The sequence below is a fragment of the Herbiconiux aconitum genome, from assembly GCF_024979235.1.
Taxonomy (GTDB): Bacteria; Actinomycetota; Actinomycetes; order Actinomycetales; family Microbacteriaceae; genus Herbiconiux; species Herbiconiux aconitum.
The window spans coordinates 1,248,499-1,264,003 of sequence record NZ_JANLCM010000002.1; the positions used below are offsets into that span (position 1 = coordinate 1,248,499).

Sequence of the window (15,505 nt, forward strand, 5' to 3'; positions counted from 1 at the left end):
TCTCCGCTAGCCAAGGTACACATAGCCGTAGCCGCCGATCTGCACATACAGGGCCGGGTCGGCCACCGAGGTGCTCGGGGTGCAGGAGTTCGCACCGACCACCTGGTCTTGCGGCAGATTCTCGGGATGATCCTCGTTGGCGAGGTAGACCGCGTGCGAACCGCACCAGTACTGCGGCTGGAGGGGGCCGTTCTGCGGCCCGGTCGCCCAAGTCCAGGGTGCGCCGTCGAAGCTCGGCGGAGTCGGGTCGAAGTCGAGGGTGATCGACGGCGCCGGGGCGGTGACGGGCGCCGAGTACGGGCCGCACACCTCGACTCCGCTCCAGACGTTGCAGGCGCGAATGATGAAACGGTAGATCTCGCCGAAGTCGCCGCCGGTCAATTCGCGGGGGAAGTTGCCGAGCTGGATGGCGACGGCTGGGCCGCTCGCGGTGCCGCCGCCGTCGACCGGGCGCACGTAGTAGCGGAGGTTCGCGACCGCTTTCGGCGTGGGCGCCGCATCGAGCCGCACGTCGACGGAGAGCCCCCCGTCGAGTGGCTCCATCGACAGGGCGACTCCGGATGCGTCGATCTGGCCGGGGCTCGGATAGGCGACTGCCGACACCACGGCCGAGGCGACGCAGCCGGCCGCGTTGTAGCCCCAGACCACGAACGCATAGGTCGAATCAACCTTCGTGAGGCCCTCGAAGGTGGCGCTGCGGCCGTCGGCACCGAGGTTCTGCTGGGCGACGACGTCGCCGCCGACGCGCGGCGGATCGACCGTGCCGGGCGCGGGCCTGGACACCGAGCAGGACTGGGCGCCTCCCGGCACCGAGCCGACGCCGTCGGCGAGCAATTGCGCGAAGTATCCCGTCACCCGGTCGCCGTTGCCCGAGAACTCCGGCCAGGAGACGGTGACCGAGCCCGGGCCGCTGTCGAGGTTCGCCACCGCGGAGACCGTCGACGCCGATGGCGGACCGAACGGCGTGCCGCTCGCCGACGCCGACGGCCACACCGCCAGGGCCGGATACGCCCCGTTACGCGCCGTGACCGTGACGGTGCTCGACTGTCCGTTCGCGAGGCCCGTCACCGTCGTCTGGCAGCCCGCGGTCGCGCATCCGCTGCCCATCGCCTCGAGAGTCGCGACCGGGCGCCCGTCGACCGTCACCGCGTATTCGCGCACCGGAGATCCGCCGGCGCCGACGGTCGACGCCGACCAGCGCACGTCGAGCGCACCGTCGCGCGGAGAGACCGTCACGGCGCCCGGTGCCGACGGCAGCAGATCCGACCACACCGGGGTCGCGTAGTCGGCCGCATCCGAGCTGCCGATCGCGTTCTTCGCGGCGACGCTCACGGTGACGGCATTGCCTGGTCCGTTGCCGGGCGTACCGACCACGCAGCTGGTGCTGGCGCACTGGCTCACGATGGCCGATCCGGAGTCGGAGCGGGTCACCACGTCGAAACCGGTGATCGGCGAATTGTTCGCGGGCCCGGCGGCGAAGGAGACCGTGACCGTGCGGTCGCCGAAACCGGTGACCGTGAGGCCGGTGACCGGGCCCGGTCTGTCTTGCACGGCGATGCGCACCGTGCCCCAGGTGGCGCGATCGGGATCTCCGGTGCCGTCGAGCACCTGGTATTGCAGCGTGACGTCACTGGGCGGCGAATCCGGAGCCACGGTCACCTGAAGCACGCTCTTGTCGGCGCTCGGAACCACGGTGACGCCCGCGGGCAACGAGCCGGCGTCGGCCCCACGCACCGCTGCGACGGTGAGCGGCTGCTGCGGGAACGGATTCGTTGCGCTGTCGTTGGCGAGAACGTCGACCGTGGTGGTTTGGCCGCGCGGTGCGATCACCGTGTCGGTGGCCGGCACCGCGAGCGGCTTGGTGGACGGCACGACCGACATCTCGATGCGGCCGGTGGTGCCGGCGCTCACTCCGTCGCCGACGCCGATCGCGAGGGTGCCCTGAGCGCCCTTCTTCGCGCCGACGTCGGCGGTGACGGTGAGGGTCGACCCGAGCAGCAGCGCCGTGAAGCCCGCAGGTTTCGGATCGAGCAGCTGGTAGCGGAACGATGCCGACGACACACCCGAGGGCGAGCTGGTCAGCCGGCCCAGATCGAGCACCTTCTGCTGACCCGGCTCGAACTCGATCGTCGCACCCGAGAACACGGGCGGCTGATCGTCGCGCGGGGTGACGGTGATGGGCAGCACGAGCGTCGCCGTGCGGGCGGTCGCACCGGCCCCGTCGGACACCTCGAACGAGATCGACGCGGGGCCGAAGTACTTGTCGGCGCTGCGGAACACCAACGACCGCGAATCGGCCACCAGCGGCGAACCGTCGGCGTGGGTCGCCCGCACCGAGTTCGGGTCGGTGATGGTCACCTGCCGACCGCCCACCGCCACCACATAATCGTTCAGGGCGATCTTCAGCGGGCTGCCGCTCGGCACCTCGAGCTTCGGCGCGTCCGGGCGCAGCTGAGGCAGCGCGTCGTCAGAGCCCGGCACCCAGATGAACCCGGTCGCCCGCACGTTCGGGTCGTCGGGATGAGCGACGGAGAACGGGATGACCTGCCGCTCCGGTTCGATCCGCACCCGCACTCGCGCCTGATCGACCTGGGCCACCGAGGCGTAGGCGGGGAGCACCGAAAGCCAGAGCTCGCTGTTCGGGCCTTCGGCGAAGAAGACGTTCTGGAGCACGTCGACCTCGACGGAACCCTTGTCGAGGATGTCGGTGAGCGAGAGCACGGTGTCGGTCACCTGCGGGCGGGCCAACGGCGCATCGGCGCTGACGTCGACGGTGGCGAAGCTCGAGCTGGTGCCGCCGCGGGCGTTCGCGATCGTGTAGATGAAGCCGTAACGGCCCGGAGTGCCGGGCGTCACGATCGAGAGCATGTCGTCGACGATCGTGGCGGTAGCTCCCTCGGTGACCGGCGCGGCATCCGTCACGGTCAGGGCGCCGCCGTCGGGGTCGGAGTCGTTCTCGAGCACCCGCATCAGCACGGTCTTGCCCGGGCGCACGAGCACCTCGTCCGGCGTGGCGACCGGATTGCGAGCGCCGTCGAGCCGTGCGCTCACGCCGACCCGGATGCTGCCGGAGGCTCGCGCGCCGAGTCGGTCGACGACGGTGTAGCGGAAGTCGTCGGTGCCGGTCGAGTAGTCGCCCGCGGTGTAGTCGATCCAGTCGGAACCGGTTTCTCCCACCGTGCCTTTGTCGGGCACCGAGTCGATGCCGAGGAACTGCACCGAGTCGCCGTCGGGATCGATGCCGGTGAGCGGAACGGGGATGCGCACCGTCTCACCGGCGATCACCCGCGCCGTGACCTCGTGCGGCACGGGCGCGGCGTTCGCCGTCGCATCCGCCTCGCGCACGCTGATCGTGACGGGTGCCGTCGCCCATTGCCCGTCGGGGGCGTCGACCCGATAGACCGCCGTGAAGTCGCCGGGGGTGTCGGGTGCGAGATAGCGCAGCCGGGACCCGGAGGTGAAGAGGATGCCGGAATCGGCTCCGAGACCCTGCACGAGTTCGGGAGCGAGCGCGAGGGAGTCGCCATCGGGTTGCACGTCATTCGCGAGCACCGGGATGTCGACGACGTCACCCACCCGCACCGACGCGGCATCGGGCACCGCGACCGGTGGCTGGCGGTGGAGAGGGTCGGGGATGCCGACGACGCTCACCGAGCCCTGCGCATCCGCGAGTCCGTTGGTGACGGTGTAGGTGAAGGTGCTGCTGCCGCTCTCCAGCGGTCGGGTGAGCGTGACCCGGATGATGCGCTGATCGATGATCTCCACGCGCAGTCCGTCGGCGGCGGAGACCCCGTCGACACCGCTCACGATCAGCACTCCCCCGGCCGGGTCGAAGTCGGTGGCCAGCACGTCGACCAGCACACTCGTGTTCTGACGCGCGAAGGCGGCGTGCGGCACGGTGACCGGGCGGGTATTGGCGTCCGGCGGGAGGGTCGCGATGATGCGGATGACGCCCGACGCCGTCTTGGCGCCGTCGGACACGGCGTAGTCGATGGTGTCGGAACCGGCGGCCTGGGCGGTCACGCGAACCGTGCCGCCCGCATAGTCGGGCGTGATCTCGAACCCCTCGTGCGCCGGCACGTTCGCGAGCCTGGCCGCCGGTGACGCGCCGCGCACGTGGTCGAGCGGAGTCAGCTGCACCGACTGGCCCACTTTGGCCAACACCACGAAGCCCTCCGCGATCAACGGGACCTCGGCCGCCTGGTGCGCCGAGACCCCGATCGTGCCGGCCGTCGCGGCCAACCCGTCGCTCACGCTGAGCGAGACCTCCTTCGTTCCCGTCGCCTGACCGGCGTCGGTGAAGGTGACGACGCCATCCGGCGTGGATGTGACGACATCCGGAGCGGGCGCGGCGGCCGATTGCACGAAGAACGCGTCGCCGTCGGGGTCGTACCAATCGCTCCGGATGTCGGACTCGGCGCGGCCGCCGGCCGCCACGTCGACGGTCGACCGGTTGCTCTGCACGGGCGGCGAGTTCTCGGTCGGTGCGCGCACCGCGACACGCACGGTGGCGTCGGCCGTTCCGCCACGGCCGTCGGAGATCGTGTAACCGAACGCGATCTCGCCGCTCGCGGTGGGAGGGAGGCTGAGCTGCAGCTGCTGGTCGTCGGTGATCTTCTCGACGGTCCAGTCGACCCCGTCGGGCAGCCGCACCTCGTCGATCACGATGACGTCGCCGTTGGGGTCGTAGTCGTTCAGGAGCACGGGCAGCACCGTCGAGCGGCCCGGGCGGGCGCCCAGCTCGTCGTCGACGGCGACCGGCGGACGCTGGGCAGGATCGACGGTGACGGGCTCGTCGGTCACCGTGTCGTCGGACTGCTCCTCGGCCGTGGTGTCGGGAAGCAGGTCGTTCCAGTTGTCGATCGGCGCGTTGTCGCGCGTGACATCCCAGGATCGCCCCGTGACCGTGTCGCTCAGCAGCACACCGCCCAGGCCGTCGGTGCGGAAGGCGAGCCCGTTGGCCGACGCGGCGCCGGCCAGCGTGCCCTCTTTCGGCTCTTCGTCGGCGCAGCGCTGCCACGACCTGCCGTCGGACCAGCCGGCATACCAACACCCGCCCACCTCGACCGGTGAGGCGGAGAGGCCGGTGTGGCCCGATGACAGCACGGTGGCCGAGCCGTCGGCGAGCGAGAATTCGAGCAGAGCCTCGGCGGTGGCCACGAGAACGCCCGGGGCCGTCGCCGAGGCGGCCTGCAGCCACGACTCGTCGGCGCCGGTCGGGAGCTCCACCTCGAACGAGTCGCTCGCGGTGAACACGCGGCCGGCCGTGCGATCCAGAACCACCCAACGGTCGCCGACGGCGGAGATCGACAGATCGTCGGCCGGGTCGACGGCGATCGGAGTCATCGGGGCGTCGCCGCCGCCGGCCGCGGGATCGACGGCGAACACCATTCCGGTCGCAGCCGAGACCGCGAACACCGTGCCGTCGTCGGCGATCACCGTGTCTCCACCGGCGCCGAGCGTGAGATCGGCCGGCGCGGCCGGGTCGAACGTCGCCAGTGAATCGGGCGAGGTGAGCCAGACGTCGCCCGTGGTGCGGGAGGTGATGACCGCGACGGATGCGGTCAGTGCGATGCGCACGTCTCCCACCGGCAGTGAGACCGTGTCGGCGACGACCGCGCTCGCGGTGTCGAGGATGCGTGCCTCGCCTCCACCGAGGTCGCTCACCACGACCGTCTGACCGTTCTGGCTCACCGAGAGGGAGCCCGACTCCATCCGGATGGCCGTGTTGAGTTCGCCGATCTGCGGATTCGCGCGACCGACGGCCTGGTGCTGATCGCTCGTCACCCAGACCGTTGCATCGTCGAGATCGACCTTCTGCGCCGTGTACCCCGTCGACGCGACGGCGGCCACCGCGACGAGCGCCGCGACCACGGTGCCGCTGGTGAGTGACGCGACGAGGGATTTGTGCGAGGCGACCCAGGTCGCCAGGCCGGAACGGGTGATCATTCCAGGGCTGCGCACTTCTCTGAACTGGCGGCCCCGGACTTGCCGGCGCGCACGACCGCCACCGAGATGCAGACCGACGAGCCGTCGGTGGGGAACGCGGCGAACTCGTTGCTGCGCTGCACGGAGCTCTGGCCGGCACCGGTGGTGACGCGGTAACTGTCGCCGTCGCCGAGTCCCGGGTCGTTCCAGGAGAACAGGATGCGGCCGCCGGTGGTGGCGGCGCTGATCTCGCCGACACTCGGTATCGACCGCCCCGCATCCTGCTGGGAGAGGGCGATGCCTCCGGCAGCGAGCCCGCCGGCCACGACGACCGAAGCGGCCACGATCACGGCGATGCGGATGCCGCGACCTCGCCCGGTGCCGTCGGGGCGCCCCGTGCCGGCGCTCGTTCCCCAACGCTCGCCAGTGTCGGATCGGGAGGTGCGCGTGGGGTGCCGGTCGGCGGAGCCACCCGACGGTGGTGCGATTCCGGCCGCGCCAGGCCCGCCACCGGCCCGCGTGGCGGTCGACGCGCTCGCCCGTCGACGACGCGCAGACGCGGTGGAACCCGTAGCCCCAGCGGCGTGCAGCACGGTGCGATCGTCGGAATCCCGTGCGTAATCGCCCGCCCACTCGGCCATCGCGATCTCGGCACTGGTCTGCGAGAGGCCGAGTTCGGTCTCGACCGCCTGCAGCTCACGCAGCAGTTCGAGCGCCGACGAGGGTCGCTGCGCCGGGTCTTTCGCCATGCCCCTCGCCAGGATGCGTTCGAGCGAGCCCGGAACGTCGCTGCGGCCGATCGGCGCGAGCTTCGCCTTCGCGATCCTGCGGGCGAGGTCGCCGGGCGACGATCCGCTGCCCGGCTGCTCGAAAGGCGAGCGGCCGGCGAGGAGGGAGTAGAGCGTGGCCGACAGCGCCCACACTTCCGACGCCACGGAACCCTGGGTCTCCTCGGAGAGCACCTCCGGCGCCGACCACGGGATCGACATCCCCACGACGTCGACGGCCGCGTTGCCCCGAGTCGACGCAGAGATGCCGAAGTCGGAGAGCACCGGAGCACCGTATGCCGTGAGGAGAATATTCGACGGCTTCACGTCGCGGTGCAGGATGCCCTGCTCGTGCGCGGTGTGCAGCGCGCCCGCGATCTTCACGCCGATCCGCAGCACCTCGGCCACCGGAAGCGGCTCGTTGCGGTAGCGCTGACCGAGCGATGACGAGCACAACTCCATCACCAGGTAGGGGCGGCCGTCGGAGGAGACGCCGGCCTCGTACACGGTGAGGATCGACGGATGCGCGCTCAGCTTGGCCATCAGATCGGCCTCGACCTGGAACATCCGCCGCACTTGCTCGTTCACCACCTCGGGCAGCATGACCTTCACGGCCACCTGGCGGCGCGGCATGTTCTGCTCGAACAGGAAGACGTCGGCGAATCCTCCGGAGCCCAGCACGCGCACCGAGGTGAACCCGGGGAGAGGTGGGGGCGGGGAAGGCAGACGCCGGACCATCGGAACCTCAGTTCCGCCCGGTGCCGCGACGCGTGCCGTGCGACTCGACCGGCTCGGCGAGGGACTCGTCGGCCTCGACGTCGACCACCACGACGGTCACGTTGTCGCGCCCGCCGTTCGCCAGGGCTGCGGTCACGAGCTCGGTGGCGGCCCGCTCGGCCGTCGGCGTCGTGGAGAGGTAGTGGCGGATGCCGTAATCGGTGAGCTCTTTGGTGAGGCCGTCGGAGCAGATCAGGATGCGCTGCCCCGCCACCATCGGCAGGATCGAGTAGTCGGGCACCGGCTTCTCGTGAAAGCCGACCGCGCGGGTGATGACATTGCTGTCGGGGTGGTGCTCAGCCTGTTGCGGGGTGATCAGCCCGGCGTCGATCAGCTCTTGCACGACCGAATGGTCGACCGTCAGTTGACTCAACTCACCCTCGGAGAAGAGGTAGACCCGCGAGTCGCCGATGTTGAACACCATCCAGGCGAGGTCGTCGTCGACTTCGCTGAGCGCCACTCCGGTGACCGTCGTTCCGGTGCCGAGCACCGACTCGTCGCCCACCCGGTCGATGTCGGTCAGCGCCCGGGCCAGAGCCAGTTCGATGGAGTCGGCATCGGTCACCGCCGAGCCGATCTCGCCCAGGCGGTCGACCACGGCGGCACTCGCCACGTCGCCCGCGGAGTGCCCACCCATGCCGTCGGCCACCGCGAACACCGGCACCTCGGAGATGGCGCTGTCTTCATTGGCGGCGCGCTTGTTGCCCTTGTCGGTGAGCGCTGCCCACGACAGGGTGATGCGGCGCGGATGCGCTCCGGCGCGGGTCACGCTGACGCGCGCGCTCGTTCGACCGATCTGGGTCACTAGGTCAACTCCTGACAGCTATCCGGGAATCCTAAACGGTGATCCCGGTGTTTCCCCGGTCTCGCGACGAGATGTGGATAACGTTTCCGTCGCCGATTTCGACGATAGCCGACCCGGATGCGACCACCGAATCTCCTTGACGCAGCCGCATCGCGGGCCGGCCGGGAATCCGGACCGTGGTTCCGTTGGTCGACCTCAGATCGGTGACGACGACCGTGCGGCCGCTGAGCGCGATCTCGACATGGTTCGCCGACACCTCCTGGTCGGGAGAATCGACCGTGATCAGGGCTTGTGCCGGAGCTTGGGTGAACAGTCGGTCGGGTGACCGTCGTGGCTGGGGGCGCCGGCCGATCACGACGGCACCGGTCAACTCGAGAACGGGCTGGTCACCCACCCGGATCTCGTAGAGGGGAACAGGCTCGTCGGCTGCGAGGTCGAAGGGTGCCTCAGCACCGTCGCCCGTCCTCTCCTCCACAACCGGGGCGACGGTGTCGACCGTTGCCCGGGACCGGAGCCCGATGACGGTGTCCCCGTCAGCCGTGTCGGGGTCGTGGTCGATGCCTTTTGTCGGGCTTTCCGCGGTGTCGCCGTCGCGGTCCATCCCTCGCTCGTTCACGATCGTTTCGGCAGATGCAGCCCACAGTATGCGCGAGGCGTGCGCGATCCCGTGATCGAGGCGGCGCGCATCCGTGGGTAGACGCAGGAGCGATTCGGGCACCGGGGGCAGGGCTCCCGTCGAGACGCCGATGACCGAGGGGAACTCGGCGAGCGCCCACGGTTGCATGCCCGCCGAACCGAAGCGTCGTGAGCCGCCCACGGAGAGGAGGTCGACAGCCGCCGAGCCGCGTGCGACGACCGTCGCCGTCCACGCGAGAGGCGGATGCGCCGGGTCGAGAGCAACACCGCCGTCGGGCTCGAAGCGCACCACCGTGAAAGAGGAGTCGGCGGCGGCACCACGGATCGGAATGCTCGACACGACGGATTCGATCGACGCGTCCGTGGCTCCGAGCGCGGTCCAGATCTCATCCACCACCGCATCGGGCACTCCGGCCGAGATGGTGACCACCGTCGGCCACGCCGCCAGCACCGTCCATTCACCGTCGGCGGGCACGAAACGAAGACTCCCCATGCGGTCACGGTACTACCGCCACGCCCCAACCGACCGCGGTCCGCCCCGGCGGTCGATCGATCGCGCGACGCGACCGAACACCCGACTACTGTTGATTTCCTCAGTCGAATCTCTGATTTGCTACGGATTCGCTTGCCGGTGCCCCGTTGACCTGACAGTATCGAGCAATGGGCACCAAGCCGCGACCATCCCAGCTCGACGACACCTCCAAGGCGATCATCGAGCAGCTGCAGGACGACGGTCGTCGTTCTTACGCCGAGATCGGCAAGGCCGTCGGGCTGAGCGAAGCGGCGGTGCGGCAACGCGTGCAGAAGCTGACGGAGTCGGGCGTGATGCAGATCGTCGCGGTCACCGACCCGCTGCAACTCGGCTTCTACCGGCAGGCCATGATCGGCCTGAAGGTCTCCGGCGACACCCGCGTGGTGGCCGACGCGCTCGCCAAGATGCCCTCGGTCGACTACGTGGTGCTGACGGCCGGCACCTTCGACATCCTGGCCGAAGTGGTCTGCGAAGACGACGACGACCTGATCGCCCTGCTGAACTCCGAGATCCGGCAGCTCAAGGGCGTGCAATCCACCGAAACATTCGTCTATCTGAAGCTGCACAAGCAGCTCTACAACTGGGGCACACGATGACAACCACCGAACAACCCGTCTCCTCCGCCCAAGCGCGCGCCAACCGCAGCGATGCCGAGCTGCAGCGGATGGCGAAAGACCACCTGTGGATGCACTTCGCCCGCCAGTCGGTCATGGAGTCCGGCGCCGGGGTTCCGATCATCACCCGCGGCGAGGGCCACCACATCTGGGACTCGACGGGCAAGAAGTACATCGACGGTCTCGCCGGCCTGTTCACCGTGAACGCTGGGCACGGCCGCAAGCGGCTCGCCGAGGTCGCCGCCAAGCAGGCCGAGGAGCTCGCCTTCTTTCCGATCTGGTCGTATGCGCATCCGTCGGCCATCGAACTCGCCGACCGGCTCGCGCACCTCGCACCCGGTTCGCTGAATCGCGTCTTCTTCTCCACCGGCGGCGGAGAAGCCGTCGAGACCGCCTTCAAACTGGCGAAGCACTTCTGGAAACTGCAGGGCCGGCCCACCAAGCACAAGGTCATCTCCCGCGCCGTCGCCTACCACGGCACCCCGCAGGGCGCGCTGGCGATCACGGGCATCCCGGCCATGAAGGAGATGTTCGAGCCGGTGACACCGGGGGGCTTCCGGGTGCCCAACACGAACTACTACCGGGCGCACGAGATGGGCTTCGACGGCACCGAGGAGGCCTTCGGGTTGTGGGCTGCGAACCGTATCGAGGAGATGATCCAGTTCGAGGGCCCTGAGACCGTCGCCGCGATCTTCCTCGAGCCCGTTCAGAATTCGGGTGGATGCTTCCCTCCTCCCCCCGGCTACTTCCAGCGGGTGCGCGAGATCTGCGACAAGTACGACGTGCTCCTGGTGAGCGACGAGGTGATCTGCGCCTTCGGCCGCATCGGCAACTACTTCGCCTGCGACAGCTATGGCTTCGAGCCCGACATGATCACCTGCGCGAAAGCCATGACGAGCGGCTACTCCCCCATCGGCGCGACCATCGTGAACGAACGGGTCTACGAGCCCTTCAAGCACGGCCAGACCGCGTTCTACCACGGCTACACTTTCGGCGGGCATCCGGTCTCGGCCGCCGTCGCCCTCGAGAACCTCGACATCTTCGAGGAAGAGGGTCTCAACGAGCACGTGCGTGAGAACTCGCCGATCTTCCGCCAGACCCTCGAGAAGCTCACCGACCTGCCCATCGTCGGCGATGTTCGCGGAGACGGCTTCTTCTTCGGCATCGAGCTGGTGAAAGACAAGACCACCCGCGAGACCTTCGACGACGACGAGTCGGAGCGTCTGCTCCGCGGATTCCTCTCCAAGGCCCTCTTCGACGCCGGCCTCTACTGCCGCGCCGACGACCGAGGCGACCCGGTCATCCAGCTCTCGCCGCCCCTGACGGTCGGCCCGGCCGAATTCGACGAGATCGAGCAGATACTCCGGAGCGTGCTCACCGAAGCTTGGTCGCGACTCTAGCCGCGCGCCCGATGCGCGACTATCGCGACGTATCGTTCTGGTTCGATTCCCTTGCAGAATCGAACCAGAACGAATTCACCCCTCGGGCGCCGCTTTCGGGCGACGTCTCGACCGGTGTCTGTATCGTCGGCGGCGGCCTCACCGGTCTCTGGACGGCCTACTACTTGAAGAAGGCCGACCCGTCGCTCGCCATCACGATCGTCGAGAAAGAGGTCGTGGGGTTCGGAGCATCCGGCCGCAACGGCGGGTGGTGCTCGGCCCTCTTTCCTCGATCGACGGATGCGCTGCGCCGGCACTACGGCGACGATGCGGCCCGCGCGATGCGACAGGCCATGATCGACACCGTCGACGAGGTCGGCCGGGTGGTCGAGACCGAAGGCATCGACTGCGACTTCCGGAAGGGCGGCACCATCGTGTTCGCCCGCGACGCCGTGCAGCGGGCCGCCGCTGTGGCCGATGTCGACTCGGCGCGCGACTTCGGGGTCGACCGGCTCGAGCTGGTCACCACCGGCTCCCACGACGACCCGCGCACCCGCTCCCTGCAGGCGAGCTCTTCGCTCGCCGCCTCGTTCGACCCGTCGTGCGCCCGGGTGCACCCGGCGAAGCTGGTGCGGGCGCTGGCGCGCGTGGTCGAAGGTCTCGGTGTCGTCATCGCCGAACAGACCGAGATCGTGGAGTGGGCGCCGCGTCGCGCCCTGTACACCGCACAGGGCGGCGAGGGGCTCATCTCCTGCGACGAACTCGTCATCGCGACCGAAGCCTACGGGTCGCAGCTTCCTGGCGTCGGGCGACGGATCATGCCGCTCTACTCGTTGATGATCGCCACCGAGCCGCTGCCCGACGAGCTCTGGGACGAGATCGGCATCGAGCACGGCATGACCTTCAGCGACTACCGGCACCTCCTCGTCTACGGGCAGCGCACCGCCGACAATCGTTTCGCCTTCGGTGGGCGAGGCGCCCGCTACCACTGGGGCAGTTCGATCAAGCCCGACCACGACCGCGTCGATCGGGTGTTCGACCACCTCGAACACACCCTCGGCGAGCTCTTTCCGGCCGCCCGCGGCAGGGCGGTGACGCACCGCTGGGGCGGGCCGCTCGGCGTTCCGCGAGACTGGCACGCCACGGCGAGCTACAACCCGCGCACCGGCGTCGCCTTCGCGGGGGGCTACGTGGGCGACGGGCTGAGCACCACGAACCTCGCCGGCCGCACGCTCGCCGACCTCATCGGCCGGCGGTCGACCGAACTCACCGCTCTCCCGTGGGTCAACCACCTGTCGCCGAAGTGGGAGCCCGAACCGTTCCGCTTCTTGGGCGCGAATCTGGGGCTCGTCGGCACCGGCGCGGCCGACGTGGAGGAATCGGTGACCGGTCGTCGTTCGCTCGCCGCACGCATCCTCGCTCCCCTCACCGGCCACTGACGGCGAGGCGCACATCGGAACGCCCATCGGAGCGCACACCACGATCGTCACCGGGATCGGCAGAGCGTCGGGCCCGCATCGACGCCGATCCACTCGGGAACGAAGCCGTGCTGGATCATGACCTGCAGCAGGCGAGCCAGTCGGTAGTCGGGATCGGCGCGCCGGCACGCCTCAAGGTAGGAGTCGGCCGCCAGGCCGCGGCCTCGCGCCCACTCCAGCCAGGCGAGCATGGTGAGCGCCGGCGCCGTGATCGATTCGGGCGCGCAGGACACCAGGTGCCGGAGGAGCTCGATGGCCGAACGGAGCCCCGCCGCGTCGGGCGGCCGGGTTCCGACGCCGAGGACGGTGTCGTGCACCGCCTGTCCGCCGACGGTGGCATCCTCAGGCTCGGTGGCCTCGTGCAAGGTGATGACCCCGGCATCGAACCCCCAGGCGCACAGCATGAGCACACAATCGCGCACGACCCGGTGGCGAATCGACCAAAGCAGCGCCACGGCCCGGGCGTCGGAGGGCAGAGGTGAACCGGGCCCGGCGGTGAGCACCGCGTTCCAGCGCAGCAGGGTCTCGACGACATCGACCTCCGACAGTTCTTCGGCCCCGCCTCCCCCGCCTCCGCCGCCACCGCTGTCAGGGTGGGCACCCCCGTCGGGAGCGTCGGCTGGCAGGGCGTTCATGAGCACACCGAGGGCGGCCATCGCCCGCGCACGCCTGTGCTCCGACGCCGGGGCGATCGGCACGAACGGACCGTGATGCAGATCGGGCGGATGCGCCGCGATCTCCGCAGGGGCGCCACCGCGCCCCGAAGATCCGACCGGCAGACGGCGCCACGGATCGGCGCCCCCCTCGATCTGCGCGTCAGCCCAGTGACCACGCACGACGAAGAGCACGCGCGGCACCTCGAATCCGGCCGCCACGAGCCGCGAGCGGATCACGCGCACCAGCGGAGCGTTCCCCCGCATCGACGGCCGGTCGTCGGACTCGCGGCCGTAGACCACGATCTCGGCGGAGACCGCGGCGGGCACGCGCGCGACCAGGCCGGTCAACGCCCGCGCCAGCTCTTCGGCGTCTCGCGCGTTCCCGGCCGGTAGATCGACGCGCAATGCCGCGGGTGGCCGTCGCCGCCGACGCAGATAGAGCGCGACACTCGCCACCGGCCGATACCCCAGCAGGGCTTCGACGTCGAGCAAGGATGCGGATGAGGCGGGGGCCGACCGTGGCGGCGATGAGATCGTGGTCATGCGGACAGTGTCGTCGACTGCTCGCGGGCGGGGTCCGTTCGCGCGCGATCTGTGCACGGATCCGGGGGCGACGAGGATTGTGGAGAACTCACCCTCATTCCGGAGACCGCGGAGACCGGAGAGCCCGGAGACGCCGGACGCCGCCGGCGGAACGAATTCCGACCGGCGGCGTCGCGCATCCGGAGTCCTGCGGCCGATGGACCGGCCGCAGCTGCGGGAAAGACTACGGCTGGAGGACTGCCTGGACCTCGATGGTGATGGTGACCTTGTCGCCCACCAGCACGCCGCCGGTCTCGAGCGCCGCGTTCCAGTTCACGCCGAACTCGTTGCGGTCGACCTCGGCCTTGGCGCTGAAGCCGGCCTTGTAGTTGCCGTAGGGGTCGGTGCCGAAGCCACCGAACTCGAAGTCGAAGGTGACGGGCTTCGTGACACCCTTGATGGTGAGGTCGCCGTCGATCTTGTAGTCGCCGCCCTCTTCACGCACACCGATCGAGACGAAGCTCAGGGTGGGGTGGGTGGGTGCGTCGAAGAAGTCGTTGGTGCGGAGGTGTCCGTCGCGGTTCTCGTCGTTCGTGTTGACCGAGGCGACCTCGGCGGTTGCGCTGACGGTGGTGTCGAGCGGGTTCGGAGCGGTGACGAAGGTGGCGTCGAACTTCTCGAACTTGCCGCGCACCTTGCTGATGAGCATGTGACGCACGCTGAAGCTAACTTCACTGTGCGAGGGGTCGACCGTCCAGTTGCCGACCTTGTAGCCGGGAATCTCGATGGTGTCTGTCATGGTGTGTGTCTCTCTTCGTGGATCGTCGATTTCAGGCGCGAAGATGGCCCGCATCCATACAAATGCATAGACCTGATGGTTTATTCCCGCGCGGGTGTCAGTTCAGGCCGATCACCGGAGGATCTCGACCATCAGCACCCAGGCGTTCAGGACCGACGTGATGAAGATCAGGATGAATCCGGCCGCCACGAAGAGCAGGCCAGCCGGGTTTCCCGTCGCGACGAGAACGCCTCCGATCAAGACCGGGAGCAGCTGTCCGACGCCGAGCACCGCATCGCCGATCTTGGCGCGCCGGCTGCCACCCTGGGTCGTCGCGAACATCTGGCGGAGCGCCACCCACTGCAGCACGAGGGCGGCGATGGCGAAGAGGATGAGTTCGCCACCGAGCGCGACGGCCAACTGATCGGGGATGAGCATGGCCACCGAAGCCACCACGATCACCACCACGGAACCGATGGTGGCGCCCGAGCGGGCCGGCAGCGCCGAACCCTGCACGATCTCCTTGATGTTGACCGACATGGCGACGATGATCAGCCCGGCGAGCGCTCCGGCGGCTCCGGCGGAGGCGACGGCGAAGTCGTGCCAGCCATCGATGGCGATGGGATCCATGCC

General features: G+C 69.3%; 10 protein-coding genes. 3 read left to right on the forward strand and 7 right to left on the reverse strand.

Features of this window, described 5'->3' with window-relative positions:
* Window positions 1-6 precede the first annotated feature (6 nt).
* Genes N1027_RS17315 through N1027_RS17330 form a run of 4 tightly spaced genes read right to left on the reverse strand, consistent with a single transcriptional unit; the run spans window position 7 to window position 9,406 of the window.
* The gene (locus tag N1027_RS17315; protein ID WP_259509492.1) at window positions 7-5,949 is read right to left on the reverse strand and encodes an Ig-like domain-containing protein; all 5,943 of its coding nucleotides are present in this window, start codon (window positions 5,947-5,949) and stop codon (window positions 7-9) included.
* On the reverse strand, window positions 5,946-7,433 hold the full coding sequence (locus N1027_RS17320) for a serine/threonine-protein kinase (protein ID WP_259509494.1): 1,488 nt from the start codon (window positions 7,431-7,433) through the stop codon (window positions 5,946-5,948). Before N1027_RS17320 ends, N1027_RS17315 begins: the two co-directional genes overlap by 4 nt.
* A gap of 7 nt (window positions 7,434-7,440) precedes the next feature.
* Window positions 7,441-8,277, reverse strand: a complete 837-nt coding sequence (locus N1027_RS17325) for a PP2C family protein-serine/threonine phosphatase (protein ID WP_259509497.1) — start codon at window positions 8,275-8,277, stop codon at window positions 7,441-7,443.
* Between the two features lie 31 nt (window positions 8,278-8,308).
* Entirely contained in the window at window positions 8,309-9,406 is a 1,098-nt protein-coding gene (locus N1027_RS17330; RefSeq protein WP_259509499.1) for an FHA domain-containing protein, read from the reverse strand.
* 167 nt (window positions 9,407-9,573) lie between these two features.
* On the opposite strand from N1027_RS17330, the gene N1027_RS17335 reads away from it, so the two are divergent.
* From N1027_RS17335 to N1027_RS17345, 3 genes are read left to right on the forward strand one after another with little or no spacing between them, the layout of a single operon-like run.
* Window positions 9,574-10,041: an Lrp/AsnC family transcriptional regulator gene (locus N1027_RS17335; RefSeq protein ID WP_259509501.1), complete on the forward strand. Its 468-nt coding sequence runs from the start codon at window positions 9,574-9,576 to the stop codon at window positions 10,039-10,041.
* Window positions 10,038-11,459, forward strand: coding sequence for an aspartate aminotransferase family protein (locus tag N1027_RS17340; RefSeq protein ID WP_259509503.1), 1,422 nt, complete (start codon window positions 10,038-10,040; stop codon window positions 11,457-11,459). Before N1027_RS17335 ends, N1027_RS17340 begins: the two co-directional genes overlap by 4 nt.
* Before the next feature lie 11 nt (window positions 11,460-11,470).
* Window positions 11,471-12,877, forward strand: a complete 1,407-nt coding sequence (locus N1027_RS17345; RefSeq protein ID WP_259509504.1) for an NAD(P)/FAD-dependent oxidoreductase — start codon at window positions 11,471-11,473, stop codon at window positions 12,875-12,877.
* Window positions 12,878-12,924: 47 nt separating this feature from the next.
* Here the strand turns inward: N1027_RS17345 and N1027_RS17350 are convergent, their stop codons facing one another.
* The 3 genes from N1027_RS17350 to N1027_RS17360 all read right to left on the reverse strand — a co-directional run bounded on the left by N1027_RS17350 (window position 12,925) and on the right by N1027_RS17360 (window position 15,502).
* Window positions 12,925-14,115 carry a DUF4192 family protein gene (locus N1027_RS17350; RefSeq protein ID WP_259509506.1) on the reverse strand — a complete coding sequence of 397 codons (1,191 nt, stop codon included), beginning with the start codon at window positions 14,113-14,115 and terminating at the stop codon, window positions 12,925-12,927.
* 223 nt (window positions 14,116-14,338) lie between these two features.
* Window positions 14,339-14,893: a YceI family protein gene (locus tag N1027_RS17355; RefSeq protein ID WP_259509507.1), complete on the reverse strand. Its 555-nt coding sequence runs from the start codon at window positions 14,891-14,893 to the stop codon at window positions 14,339-14,341.
* 111 nt (window positions 14,894-15,004) lie between these two features.
* Window positions 15,005-15,502 (reverse strand): hypothetical protein, encoded by a 498-nt coding sequence (locus N1027_RS17360; RefSeq protein WP_259509509.1) that lies wholly within the window; start codon window positions 15,500-15,502, stop codon window positions 15,005-15,007.
* Window positions 15,503-15,505 lie beyond the last annotated feature (3 nt).